The organism is Aureimonas sp. SA4125 (assembly GCF_019973775.1).
GTDB lineage: Bacteria > Pseudomonadota > Alphaproteobacteria > Rhizobiales > Rhizobiaceae > Plantimonas.
In genome coordinates this window covers 1,014,758-1,027,789 of sequence record NZ_AP025032.1, presented here as the reverse complement: position 1 = coordinate 1,027,789, position 13,032 = coordinate 1,014,758, and the positions used below count along the sequence as shown (strand labels likewise).

11 protein-coding genes and 1 pseudogene are annotated in these 13,032 nt (G+C 62.0%); 1 reads left to right on the top strand and 11 read right to left on the bottom strand.

The window, feature by feature from the left end:
• Window positions 1–29: 29 nt before the first annotated feature.
• Genes Sa4125_RS04690 through Sa4125_RS04675 form a run of 4 tightly spaced genes read right to left on the bottom strand, consistent with a single transcriptional unit; the run spans window position 30 to window position 4,177 of the window.
• Window positions 30–902 (bottom strand): GAF domain-containing protein, encoded by an 873-nt coding sequence (locus tag Sa4125_RS04690; protein WP_224004167.1) that lies wholly within the window; start codon window positions 900–902, stop codon window positions 30–32.
• A gap of 37 nt (window positions 903–939) precedes the next feature.
• Window positions 940–2,148 carry an IS256 family transposase gene (locus tag Sa4125_RS04685; protein WP_223998301.1) on the bottom strand — a complete coding sequence of 403 codons (1,209 nt, stop codon included), beginning with the start codon at window positions 2,146–2,148 and terminating at the stop codon, window positions 940–942.
• A gap of 47 nt (window positions 2,149–2,195) precedes the next feature.
• Window positions 2,196–2,882, bottom strand: a complete 687-nt coding sequence (locus tag Sa4125_RS04680) for a hypothetical protein (RefSeq protein ID WP_224004165.1) — start codon at window positions 2,880–2,882, stop codon at window positions 2,196–2,198.
• A gap of 11 nt (window positions 2,883–2,893) precedes the next feature.
• The gene (locus Sa4125_RS04675) at window positions 2,894–4,177 is read right to left on the bottom strand and encodes an IS66 family transposase (RefSeq protein WP_223998294.1); all 1,284 of its coding nucleotides are present in this window, start codon (window positions 4,175–4,177) and stop codon (window positions 2,894–2,896) included.
• A gap of 148 nt (window positions 4,178–4,325) precedes the next feature.
• Between Sa4125_RS04675 and Sa4125_RS04670 the strand changes: the two are divergent.
• Window positions 4,326–4,433: pseudogene (locus Sa4125_RS04670) on the top strand (IS5/IS1182 family transposase); the annotation flags it as partial.
• A gap of 112 nt (window positions 4,434–4,545) precedes the next feature.
• Here Sa4125_RS04670 and Sa4125_RS04665 read toward each other — a convergent pair.
• The 7 genes from Sa4125_RS04665 to Sa4125_RS04635 all read right to left on the bottom strand — a co-directional run bounded on the left by Sa4125_RS04665 (window position 4,546) and on the right by Sa4125_RS04635 (window position 12,776).
• Window positions 4,546–5,745 carry an IS256 family transposase gene (locus Sa4125_RS04665; protein ID WP_224001988.1) on the bottom strand — a complete coding sequence of 400 codons (1,200 nt, stop codon included), beginning with the start codon at window positions 5,743–5,745 and terminating at the stop codon, window positions 4,546–4,548.
• A 132-nt stretch (window positions 5,746–5,877) separates the two neighbouring features.
• Window positions 5,878–6,123, bottom strand: a complete 246-nt coding sequence (locus Sa4125_RS04660; RefSeq protein WP_224004163.1) for a hypothetical protein — start codon at window positions 6,121–6,123, stop codon at window positions 5,878–5,880.
• Window positions 6,124–6,292: 169 nt separating this feature from the next.
• Window positions 6,293–7,531: an O-antigen ligase family protein gene (locus Sa4125_RS04655; protein WP_224004161.1), complete on the bottom strand. Its 1,239-nt coding sequence runs from the start codon at window positions 7,529–7,531 to the stop codon at window positions 6,293–6,295.
• Window positions 7,532–7,993: 462 nt separating this feature from the next.
• Window positions 7,994–8,920 (bottom strand): glycosyltransferase family 2 protein, encoded by a 927-nt coding sequence (locus Sa4125_RS04650; RefSeq protein WP_224004158.1) that lies wholly within the window; start codon window positions 8,918–8,920, stop codon window positions 7,994–7,996.
• Complete coding sequence (locus tag Sa4125_RS04645; RefSeq protein ID WP_224007532.1) at window positions 8,917–9,918, bottom strand: glycosyltransferase family 2 protein; 1,002 nt, start codon at window positions 9,916–9,918, stop codon at window positions 8,917–8,919. The genes Sa4125_RS04650 and Sa4125_RS04645 overlap by 4 nt, the downstream gene beginning before the upstream one ends.
• 5 nt (window positions 9,919–9,923) lie before the next feature.
• Window positions 9,924–11,093 (bottom strand): glycosyltransferase, encoded by a 1,170-nt coding sequence (locus Sa4125_RS04640; RefSeq protein WP_224007528.1) that lies wholly within the window; start codon window positions 11,091–11,093, stop codon window positions 9,924–9,926.
• A 246-nt stretch (window positions 11,094–11,339) separates the two neighbouring features.
• Window positions 11,340–12,776, bottom strand: coding sequence for an O-antigen ligase family protein (locus Sa4125_RS04635; protein ID WP_224004156.1), 1,437 nt, complete (start codon window positions 12,774–12,776; stop codon window positions 11,340–11,342).
• Window positions 12,777–13,032: the final 256 nt, after the last annotated feature.

Below are 13,032 nucleotides of genomic sequence, written 5' to 3'. Positions count from 1 at the left end.
TGTCGGAATTTCCACCACGAGCGCGGACACTACCGTCGGCCGAAGCTGCGCACAGTGTCGACCTCCACAGTCCGCCATGGTCCGGAGCGTCCCTTGACGGTTTCCATCCAACTCGCGAAAGATCTTCGGGGGGTCAGCGCACCATGCCGGGAGTTCGGATCCAGCGGCTCGTGCGGATTTCCTGCCCAGTTGATCTCTTCGACCTGTTCAGCGCGAAACCAGATCAGTAGCGGCGGATCGTCTCCCTGCAAGAGAAGCGAGAGAATGCCACTCCCTTCACGCTCAAACCGTGCCGCCTGCGAATATTGCTCCGAGAGCCGATCGCTGACGAACGTGTCGCCGCCAAGTAGACGAGGTGTCAGCCAATCAGCGAGCTCTCTGACCTCGGGCTCCGGCGGTACCCGGCCGGCCGTTGCCACAGATCCTTTCCAGACTATCGCGACACCACCCGAACGAACCACCTCCACCAAGGCGGAACATCGGGCGAGCAGGACAGAGGCAGGATCGTCCGTGTCCATGAGCTCCCGCAACAACCGATCCGCCGCAGAGCCAAGATCGCGTGTCAGGCGGTGCAAATCAGCATCGGACAGCGCCTTAGTCTTCTGGGCAAGGATCTGTGCGACATGCTTGCACAATTCCCGAGCCTCATAGTGCACGGGCAACGGCGTCGCATTATGACAGGCGATCAGCCCCCACAGCTCACCCTGCCCCAAAAGCGAAACCGACATCGACGCGCCGACGCCCATATTGCGGAGGTACTTGATGTGTACCGGCGACACGCTGCGCAGCGCGCAGTGGCTCATGTCCAGAGGGATGTCGGCACCGGGAATCGTTTCGGGCACCAGGGGCGCGGCGACATAACCGACATCCGGGATCACCCGTATGGGGGTCGTGTCCGTCAACGTGGTGGAAATTGAGTGTAGCTGAAGCGGCTCCGTTTCAGGCGACTTCGGTGGAAATCTGTTCGGGTTTTGCAGTGTTGCCCATGGCCATGAGGTCGGCCATGGGTTCGGTCTGCATGTAGCGGTTCTGGATCTGCCATTCGTCGTTGGCCTCGAGAAGGACGGCGCCGATGAGCCGGATGATGGATCCCTCGTTCGGGAAGATTCCGACGACGTCGGCACGCCGCTTCACCTCCTTGTTCAGGCGCTCCAGGGAATTCGTCGAATGGATCCGGGTCCGGTGCTGACTGGGAAAATCCATGTGCGCCAGCACGTCGGTCTCGCTGTTGTCGATGAAGGCCCCGAGCTTTGGACACTTTCCCCGAAGCTGGTCGGCGACGTGGCGCAGCGCCTGGCTGGCGCTAGCACGATCGGGCTGGGCGAAGGCTTGGCGCAGCGCGGCCGCCGCCATGCTCTGCTGCGCCTTCGGGACATACGACAGGGCGTTGCGCATCCAATGCACCCGGCAGCGCTGCCAGGAGGCGCTGAACACCCGGCGAATGGCGGCTTTCAGCCCTTCGTGAGCATCCGAGATCACGAGCTTCACGCCGGACAGGCCGCGGCGCACGAGGCTCTTGAGGAAGCTCGACCAAAACGTCTCCGCTTCCGAGGGGCCGATGTGAAGGCCGACGATCTCGCGCTTGCCGTCCGTGTTCACGGCCACGGCGATTATGGCGGCGACCGAAACGATGCGTCCACCCTCGCGCTGCTTCAGGTAGGTCGCATCCAGCCAGAGGTAGGGCCAGTCGCCAGTGAGAGGACGGTCGAGGAAGCCGCCGACGCGTTCGTCGATGTCTTTGCACAGCTTCGATACGGTGCTCTTGCCGATCCCCGACAGCCCCATGGCCTGTACCAGATCGTCGACCCGCCGGGTGGAAACGCCGCTGATCCAAGCTTCCTGAATGACGGCAACCAAGGCCTTCTCCGAGAGCTTTCTCGGCTCCAGGAACGGCGGGAAGTAGCTGCCCTGCCGAAGCTTGGGTATCCGAAGCTGCAACGAGCCGAGCCGCGTGTCGAGCGAGCGGTCGCGGTAGCCATTGCGATAAGTCGCCCGTTCCTGCGTCCGTTCGTGGCGCCCGGCGCCGATCATGCCTTCAACGTCGACCTCCATAAGGAGCTGCATCACGCTCTCGGCTATCGTTCTCAGGAAATCGCCGTCCCCGGCTTTCGCAAAAAGCTCGGCAAGCGGTAGTCTGTCCTCGGTCATCGGGTTCTCCGGTCAGGTTGAAGTCTCGCAACTCCACCTTAGCCGCCCTATCCGGTGACCGCCTCAGCCACACCTTTCAATGTCGGAATTTCCACCACGAGCGCGGACACTACCCGTATGGGGCTGCGGAGATAGAGTTCACGCGCCTGGGTTGGGATATCCGAAGCTGGGAACCTGTGGTGCAGGAACGGCGACAGATCATCAGCCTTCGCTTCTGCAATCACCGTTCCTGATCCATCCGCGAGGAACTGGTAAACCATCACCCGGTCGTAGCCGGTGATTACGCGTACTTCGTCCGCGGCGATGTTAGCGGCTTGGAGCAAGCTGGAGGCATCTCCGATCCGCTCCGTGATCGACCTGATGCTCGCGAGCAGCGAGGACGCCATCCTCGTCTCTCCGGCCTGTTCCAGCTCGACTACGGCTACCCCGTTGACGAGATGTGCAGTCACGGCCAGCGGGGCGGCACCGGCCGGACCGTCAATCATACCGATAAACGCCGGTTCGTGCCGAAGCGTCGCCCGCGATTTCCCAATTAAATCTGAAAGGGAATGTCCAACGACCTCCCGGAGCGCTCGCCCCTGCACTTGCCCGGCGAACCCGAGGATAGATCCCACGTCTCCAGCGGTCTGAAGGACCAGTTCATCGTCCTGATCGAGCACCAGCAGCACGCCGTGCGGCTGTACGGATCCGGGAATATGAACGGGCTCCTGATCAGTAATTACCCACCCCCGCATTCCGTAGAATGTCAGGCGCCTACCGTCTCGAGAATTGTGTTGAAGACGTTGCCCCCTTGGCGCAGCCGGGCGGTATCGACGACGGTTCGGATGTCAGCTTCGCCTTCGGCGGCCCACATGGATCGATAGCCGTTGGTGACCTTGCGCTGGATCACGGCCGGTCGCAGGGCGCGCTCGCAGCCGTTGTTGGTGGCCTCGACCATCCCGGTCCAGAGAGTGAAGGTCAGGAGCTGGTCGCGCGCTCGCCTGAACTTGTGCTGGACCACTCGAGCGAAAGGGCAGGAGGTCGGTGCGGCGAGGATCTCGGAAAGACTTCGCTCCAGTGCACGGCGCTTGGCGACGATGGTCGATGCGGCGAAGGTCGTGATGCCGCTGGCCAAAGCGAAAGCCTTGGACAGCCAGATCCGCAGCCGCGACGGCAGCAGATCCTCGCCCGCCTGTTCGGCGTAGGCGACGTCGCGGGCCAGATGAGCCAGACAGGTCTGATGGGCGTCGGCATGTCCCTGCTGGGCAGAGTAGCGATCGGAACACCAGACCTTTGGCCGGTGCCCGTCCATCAGGGTCCTGACCACGATGGCACCACGGGTCGGAGCGGCACGATGGACGACTGCGTCATCGCAGCGAAACACCCATTGGAAGGCGTTGCTGCCTTCGATGCGAACGCCGGTCTCGTCCGAGGCCACCACCTTGGAGCGGCGCAGGGCGGCAATGGCGAGATCGCGGTCGGCGACGAAGGTGCCCTGCGCCCGGCGCAGCATGTTCATCAGCCCGCCCTGGCTGATCTGCAAGCCGAAGAGATCGGCCAGAGCTTTCTGAAGCCGTTCATAGGACAGGGCCTGGAAGGTCTTAAGATAGGTCGCCACCGCATGCAGCCGCGGCCCGAACGGCGTCCCCCTTGCCGCATCGGGCAATCCCGCTGAGACAAGCGTGCCGCAGGAAGGACAACAAACCGAAAGCCGGCGATGACGCGTCACGAACGGCTTGATCTCCGGCAGATCGACCGTCTCGTACGTGCCGCCGATCTCCGCGGGAAGGCTATCGGCCAGGGCTGCCTGGCAGCAGGAGCATTGCTCGGGACGGTGATCGACGAGCCGATCGAAATCCTCACCCATCGCTCGGCTGTGGCCTTCGTGACCGGGCTTGGCGCCGCCAGGTCTTGCCTGCTCACGGCGCTCCTTGCGGTCACTAGACGGAGGCTTCGAGGATGTGCGTGACGTCTTCTCCGGACGCTGAATCTTCAGCACCAGATCGATCAACTCTTCCTTCGTCAGACGCTGCAAATCACCGCGATCCATCCGTCCATGGATTCAGGGAATTCGGCCCGTGACAAGGGGGTGGGTAATTACCCTGATCACAGCCCTCCTTCAACTTCGCCAAGTCCTCTTCGTGCAGGCATACAGACTCCATCACCCCAGCCTAAACCGTTGTCTTGTAAGCCGCTAGTGGGGCAAGCTCAAGCACTTCCGCCGTTTCGCCACACGCTATGACCCGCGGACCGTCCACTTCGCAGGCTTCGTACACCTCGCCGGCGCCATGATATGGTTGAGATGAATGTCGATCCGGCCCAGAGGTTAAAATCCGCTTGGTGAGGGAGAACGGATCGTGTCCCCTAGCGTGGTGTAGCTGACGGCGTCACACGTCGGTTCCGGCCAGGCCGGGTTGATCAGCGCGTCATTGCTGGCAGGCTGACGAGAGGATCATCGCTCAAGGGTGCAACGGATTCCAGCGTCATGTACCTCGCCCGCTGCACGGCCCACTCGTCATTCTGCTCGAGCAGCAGAGCGCCGACGAGACGCAGGATGGCCTCGTCGTTCGGAAAGATGCCGACGACGTCGGTGCGCCGCTTGATCTCCCCGTTCAGCCGCTCGATGGGGTTGATGCTGTGCAGCTTGGCGCGATGCTCCCTGGGGAAGGTCATGTAGGCCAAGACATCCTCTTCGGCGCCGTCGAGGATGGCGGCGAGCTTGGGCACCTTCGGCCGGATCTGGTCGGCGACGGAGCGCCATTGCAGGCTTGCGGCCTCGGGCGTCTCCTGGGCGAAGGCGGTGGCGATGAAGGCCGACACCACCCGGCGTCCGCTCTTGCCGGCATGGGCCAGCACGTTGCGCATGAAGTGCACCCGGCATCGCTGCCATGTCGCCGTCAGGACCTTGGTGACGGCCGCCTTGATGCCCTCGTGCGCATCGGACACGACGAGCTTCACGCCGCGCAGGCCGCGCCGGGTCAGCTTGCGCAGGAATTCGGTCCAGATCGGCTCGGCTTCCGAGGTGCCGACCTCCATGCCGAGCACCTCGCGCCGGCCATCGGCGTTGACGCCGACGGCGATGATCACGGCGACCGAGACGATGCGCCCGCCGCGGCGGACCTTCAGGTAGGTCGCGTCGATCCAGAGATAGGGCCAGTCGCCCTCGATCGGCCGTTCGAGGAAGACCTTCACCTTGCCGTCGATCTCTTCGCAAAGCCTCGACACCTGGCTCTTGGAGATGCCGTCCATGCCCATCGCCTTGACCAGGTCGTCGACCGAACGGGTCGAGATGCCCTGGACATAGGCTTCCTGGATCACGGCCGTCAGGGCCTTCTCGGCCATGCGCCGCGGCTCGAGGAAGCCGGGAAAGTAGCTGCCCTTGCGCAGCCTGGGAATGCGCAGCTCGACGGTGCCGGCACGGGTATGCCAGTCCCTGTCGCGATAGCCGTTGCGCTGGGCGAGGCGCTCGGCGCTCTTCTCGCCATAGCCGGCGCCGGTCGCATTGCCGACCTCCAGTTCCATCAGCCGCTCGGCGGCAAAGCCGATCATCTCGCGCAACAGATCGGCGTCCGGGGTCTTCTCCAGAAGGCTGCGCAGGCTCATCATGTCGTCGGTCATCAGGGGATCTCCGGTTGCGGTTAGGTCTCGCAACCCAAGCCTAACCGGAAACCGCTGGTGACCACCGCGTCGCCAATCCCGTCCTACAGCGCAATCAAAGGCGCGGGCGAGATCGGCGACGCTACCGTCGAGCTACACCACGGGCGGGGACACGACCGGGAGAACGCCGCGACAGGCCGCTTCAGCTTGCCCTTCTCCTCTTCGAGCAGGCGCAGATTCTTCGCCTCCGATGGCATCATGCCGCCATCCCGCTTGCATCAGTTGTTGAAGGTAGCGTCCGAAGCCGGCCTTGCGGCACGCCTCCACCACCGCCGGGCCTTCATCGCGATGCTTCAGAACAGACGCGATCTGCGCCTCGGTGAGCGTCGGCTTCCTCATGGAATTCTCCTCGTCCCGATCTCGGGATCATTATTGGAAAATTCCAGCTCAAAACGGTCCGAATTCCCGGTGGCACGTCATCTGTCGCCCTGGGCCTGCCCTCCGCCGTCAAAACGCAGCGCCATTCCCGGAGGGCCCCTTTTCAGGGGCGAACCATGATCGGGGGGCATTATGATGGACGAAACCGTGAGGGTTCGATGTCATGCCTTCGGGAGGGAGGAATTGCCTTGGGCCTAACACCATCGCCTTTTAGCGGACGAAGCGAATAGATGATGGTCGCGATCAGGATGATGGTCCAGCCACGAAATTCGAAGAAGACGCCGACTTCGCCAAAACTCTTGAGATACATGAAGGCCATCAGCGATGCGATGAAGAACTGGGGCGGGGACGGATAGCGCAGGGCGGTGAAAAGCGACAGACACAGCGCGAACGTCATTGTCGCGAACGCCAGGATCCCACCGATGAGACCCAGCTGGACGCTGATTTCGTAGTAGGTGTTGTGGAAATTGAACCCGCTTCGGCTCCGGATCAGGAAATAATCCCAGATTCTTTCGGCGGGAGGAAAACCCTGCACCCAGAACGCCTGATATCCGACGCCGAGGACGGGATTGGTCGCGATGAACTGCTTGGCGACGATCCACAGGTCAGTGCGTCCGGTGAGCGTCGCATCCTTTCCCGCTGCCGCGAGCACCTCTCCGAGCAGCGCGTCCCCCCAGCCGATGTAGAAGAGGACTGCCGTCAGGACGACGCCAATGCCCAGGAGCAGCGTGGCACCGCGCGCACTCCTGGAGAGCTTTCCGACAACGGCGAGACCGGAAAAAAGCGCCAGTGCCGGAACCAAGGTCAAGATGGTGCCGGCAGACTGCGCACTCAGCATTCCCTTAAAGGAAATGAGAAACAAGATGGGCCCAGAAGCGCGCCATAGCGCGCCCCTTCTGGGATCAAATGTCACGGCATATGAGCTGATAACGCCAATGGCCAGTACCGCAGCGTACGCGTTTTTGCTCCCAAAGACGCCAATTGCGATACCGTCACCACGGACTTTGCCGAACAGCAGGCTCATGATGGCGCCCGCCGCCGCCGCCGTGAACAGCACGCGCATGAAACCGCGTGCATCTATTCGTTCAAGAACTATTATTGCCACGGTGAATGTCATCAAAAGCTGCACCGAGTGGCGCAGACTGAGCATTGGATAATTAGACCAAATAATTGATACGAAAGCCAGAAGCGGAAATATGAGAAGAAATTTATTCTGTATTATGATCGACGCCGCCTTCGGCGTATTGTTCAAAACAATCACGCCGCCAAAGAACAAAAAGAGCAGCGGTGAAACTGCCCCAATCCAGTCATTGATGAAGAGGGGGGCGATCGCGAGCATCGCCGACAACCAAACGAGATTGGCATACAAGCCGAACCGCTTCGATTTGGACCTCGAAGGCGCGAGGGGTCGCAAGTCACTTTTGATTGCTTCGCTCATTCGCACCCCTCACCCTGATTCTGCTGACTGCAGAAGCAAACATCACGCGTTTCGTGACGGCAGAAACTCAAGACTGATCCAATATTGGCCCGTCGGACGAACTTTTCCTCGCCGGCGCCGAAGCCGGATGGCCATCCGATCGCATCTGTCAGAATAACAATCGCTTGCGGAGATGTCTGCGTCCTGGACGAGTTCGGCGCATGCTTCCGATCCGCTTCATAGCCAGGAGCGGATGGCTTGGTGATCGAATACCGGCAACAGCCCGAGGACATTTGAAATCAACGCCCCCGTGCCATTTTGTAACCTAGCCCCGGACGTCTGCGGCCCCTTGTGCATTTGATTTGTTTCGACGCACCACCGGGCTGCCGAAGAGAGGCTTCACGGGCCCTTCAGTTATGGCTGTATATCGCCATATGGGCGGATTTCCGTCATGCCGAGAAGAGCGCTGACGACGCCGACATGCATGGCCCCGCGGAGCGCGAAGCGATTTCGCCGGGCCGCGAAGGGAAAATGGGCGGCGGCGGCGATGAAACACAGTCCTGCCTTGCCCGCCGCCAGGCCCACCTGGCCGGCCCGCGCCCGCCTGCGCAACTCGCCGATGACCACCCTGCCATGGGTCTGGCCCATGCGAAAGCGACGCTTGACGAGCCAAGCAAAGCTTGCCCGGTCCGCCGGCACCGGATCGTCGACAACCGCCTTCTCGGCATAGGCAATGCGGCCGCCGGCGCGCGTCAGCCTGGTGAAAAAGTCGGTGTCCTCGCCCCCGCTTTGGCCGAGTTCCGGTTTGAAGCGCAGTCCTGCGACGAAGGGAGACGCCCGTCGAAGCAGCACATTGCAGGTGTAGCCACTGCAAATCTTGCCATTCACCCAGACCGGCAGTGTCGAGTGGAAGTCGCCCGCCTTCATCCAGTCCGGGGCCTTTGCGGCATAGACGGCCCGGGCGGGTCCCAGCACGACATCGGCCGCCTCTGCCTCGACGACAGCGAGAAGAGCGGCCAGCCATCCAGGCGTTACGGTCTCGTCGTCATCGATGAAGGCGGCGAAGTCGCCCGTTGCTGCGTCGAGACAGGCATTGCGGGCCACCGATATGTTGCAGGCCGGCGCGTGAAGGTACAGGATTGGAAACGGGATCTCCGTCGCCAGGCGTGCGACAAGTTCCTCGGCACTCGGCACCACATCGTTGTCGGCGACGATCACCTTGATCTCGATGCCGTCCGGTATCTCCAGAGCAGCCAGAGACCTGATCGTCTCGCCCAAGATCGGCCGGCGGAAAGTGCAGACGCATATATCGACGGCGAGGGGTCGGCGGGAGAGGCTCATGCTGCCAAGCTCGGCGCCGGCCGGGTCCGCGGGGTCAACAGATGCAGCCAGAACCCGGTCGACCAGGCGAAGTGCATCACCATCGCAGCCACTCCGACCATTGGACCCGCCCCGGTTCTCGCGGCCACCACCGCACCATACCCAAGGCAAGCGACCGCCCAGGCAGCCGCCGGCAACGCCGCCCACCACCAGATCGGCCCCAGAAGACTGAGGACGACGAAGGGCGCGACCAGCAGCAGGATCGATTGCCTGGGCTTGGGTCGGTTGCCGTGCTTCAGGAGGTTCCTTGCCCTTCCGCCGCCATAGCCGAGATACTGTTTGAACAAGCCCGAAATGGTCGAGCGCGGGAAGTAGCGCATGTGCGTCCGATCCGTCATCCAGATGCGGTAGCCTGCGGCTCCCAGCCGGGTATCGAGTTCTGCATCCTCGTTGTGGCTGAAGCTTTCGTCGTAGCCGCCAACGGCGCGAAATGCCTCGAGCCGCATCAGGGCATGATGCCCGTGGTCGATCCAGTGGCCGCGGGCACCGCTCCGGTGCTTCGAACCGCCATTGCCGAGCTTGGAGTTCTGCGCGGCGGCCGCCGCCCTTTGAAAGCCGGCCGCGCCCTGCGTGACCATCCCCACGACGACGGAATCGGCGTTCGTGGCGCGCATTTCTTCAATCAACTGGTCACAGTAATTGGAGGGGTACTCGCCATGGGCATCGACGCGAATGAGAAACTCGGCCGATTCACCGAAACGCTCGGCGACTAAATTCAGCGCCGCACTTTGAAGCCGGCGCGGATTGGCAACGACGATGAGCCGCGGAAAACGCGGGGCGATCTTGTCGAGGATCTGCAAAGTGCCATCGGTGCTGCCACCGTCGGCGACGACGAGCGTCAGGTCCTGCCGCTCGGCTGCCGCGTGCATGTCGGCCACGAGACCCTCGATATTGGCCGCTTCGTTCAGACAGGGAATGACGATCAGCCCAGAGCTGGGCGAAGCGTCCAGCCGACTCAGTTCAGTCACGCGGCGCTCTCCCATACAGGTCTGCCCTCGGCAGCGACCAGTTCGCGCAGCCGCGCCACCAAAGACTGGCAGTCGGCTTTGTCTGCAATCCAGCGCTGCGGTGGCCAGGCGGCAACGCGCTCGCGCTCGGCGTGGTAGCGTGCGGCATCGATTGACGACATGAGTCGGACCAGGGCTTCGGGAGTCGCCTCATCGAGGATCAGCCCCATTTCATGCTCGGCAAGAAAGCGGGCCGTCTCGGTGCCGGCCATCGCGATGGGTACGACGCCATGGCCGCATCCCTCGTACAGGCGATTGGGCAGAAGCCAGTCTGAGTTGAGTCCGGCCTCGAAGAAATCGATCGCCCAGACGAAATGAACCGCGGCATAGATCGCCGCCAGATCCTCCGGATTACGGTATGGCCCCTGGAAGGCAAGATACGGCTCTGCGGCAACCTGCGCCTCGAAATCCGCAAATTCGGAGCGGGCCGGCCGTCCGCGCAGCGTCACCTCGCAGCGCCCGCGCATCTGGCGGGTGAAGTCCGACAGGAGCGCCAGCGATTTCCGGCAACGAAGCGCGCCGAACCAGCCGATTCGCATCGGCGCATCGAAGTCTGCAGCCGTCGACCCCGCGGGCGCGTCCCCCTCGCCCAGCGAGAGCACCTTGTTCTCCAAAAGAAATGTCGGCAGGTTGGCCTCCTGTCGCTGCGCGAAATACTCGCGCAGGAAGGCAGGGGAACTCGTTATCAGAAGGCTGGCATTGCGCAGCAGCCTCCGCTCGACGCTCCGCATGCTGCGGCCGACGGCGTCGTCGCGCAGCAGAAGACGATGGATGTCGAGACACTCGTAGACGATCGGCGCGCTGCCGCCGAAAAGACTCCGGGCCCGGTTGGCCAAAGCCAGCATTTCAAGATTGCGGGCGATAATGATATCCGGCGCCCGCACCGAGGCGAGGCGACGGCCAAGCTGCAACCCCGCCGCGGAAATGGCCATGAGGCGTTGCACGAACTTTCCGTCGGCGGTGCTGCCGAGGTCGATCGGCTGAATTCCGGCAATCTCTCGCACGGGAAGGTTGCTGCGTCGAAAGCCGGCTAGGGTGACCTCGGCCCCACCGAAAACCAGCATCATCACACGGCGTCGGACGGCAGGGTCATCAAGGTCGTGCACCAGGTACAGTATGTGTAGCATGCCGTCTCCTGGCCCTCGTGGCGCGAAAATAGGCCAAATTATTGTGCCCTGCAACATGAGGGCCCCGACAGGTCGCGATTATGCCTAAGAGCACCGATGCGCCGCGCTCCGCCAAATTCAACGCTGCAGGGCTTTGGCCTCCGCCAGAATCTCTGTCCGACGTGAACTTGTGGCCGCGGAAAACTAACGCTTGCGCGGCAACCGGACGCCCGATCCGCGCACCGGATCGATGTGACTCAAGGTCGTCTACCTTGGCGCTCGTCGCAGCGCGATGACAGTCGACGCCGCAAGAAAACTGGCGAAGTAGGCCGCCATGCCAGGAATCTGGAGCGAAAAATCGACCAATCCATGCAGGGTGACAAGCAGCACACCGCCCAGCCCGGCAATTGCAACGAAGCGGTATTTCCGCCGGGTTCGAAGTCCGACAAGCAGGTTCGATATCACATGCCAATAGGTTAAAATTGCGATCGGAATGAACCCGATCCCGAGACCGAGCATGCCCTCAAGATAGAAATTGTGGGCGCGTTCGAAAACACGGGAGATATCGCAGTCGGGCAGCCGATAGCTTGGGAAAATGCTCTGAAACGTGCCGAAACCGGTGCCCAGCAGCCAGTTGTCTGCAAAGGCATGCCAGGACGCGGCATAGACGCAGAAGCGTGCGACATCTACACCCTGACGCTCCAGGCGATACAGGGCCTGAGTCCCGAACAGGACGGACACCAGCACGACCCCGCCAAGCGCGATCGCGATCCCAGCCGCCCGGGAATGGGTCAAATCCGCCAGTGCGCCCTTGAAAAGCCCCCGCCGCAGCGAGGATCTGGAGCCTGACGTCAGCAGAGGCATGACGACCATGTAACTCGCCAGCGTCGCCAGCATCGCGCCCCGCGACTTGGTGAGAAAAAACGCCAGAAGCACCAGCCCGAACATCAAGCAAATCGCGCAGATTCTGCCGCGCCACGGCCTGAGTGTCTCATCGCTGAAGAGATTTTTGAGCGGCTCGGCGACGCCGGTGTCGCCGAGCGTCCGCAGGAGCCAAGAAAGAGCAACAAGACTGGCGAGCCCAAGAAACGTTCCGGCGGTGTTCGGATTGACGAAGACGCTTGTCAGCGAGCCGATGTAGAATTGCTTGGGGAAAAACATCAGACTGTGCGGCGCCCAAACAATCTGCACCACTCCGAACAGAGCAAAGCAACCGCCCAGCACGGCTAAGAAGGCAATAAGGCGGAAGGCGGCCCGGTCGCTGTCGAATAACGCCAGGATGGCAGCATAGAGCAGAAAGGGCGGGACCAGATTGAACAAGGCAAGGCGTGTCGCCGAGGGCTCCACCGAAACCGCTCCACCGGCGGGTTCGATCAACGGTCCCATCTCAGTCCATATCGCATGTGCAAAAGGATTGCCTGGAAACTGCCACGACTGCAGCAGAATGTAGATGACCAGCCCGATGATCAGCGCCATGCTGTAGTGCACAGTGGCAGCGATCGCCGGATTGCGACTGGGGACCATGCTTGCCAGGAGAGCAGCCAGACCGATGGGCAGGCCGCAGGCGAGGAGCGCGATCGCGTTTGGCGACCCTTTCGGCAAAACAGCCGCCAATAGGCCGAGATAGACGAGCCCGCGGCCGATGAGTTTCAGGCGCGAGGGCCCTTCAAGGGCAAGGGGAAGCCCAACGCTCCGACTTTCCACGGTTGAATTACCTTTGCGACACGCGAGCGAGGCAACCGGCATAGTTGCTGTTCATGCTTCTTCCCGCGCATCCCGGCCCGTCGAAGTCTGGTTCATGAAACGCAGAAACAGGAAGAAGGAAAAAGGGAGAAATTGATAATGGGGTCATGCCGATTTCTAGATTTGGCCCGTGTGCATGCAGAGATGATCTGTGATTTGGATGTCGCGCCTTGATGTTACGCGGCCTTATAAGGTATCGTAGAAGGCAGGTCCACTG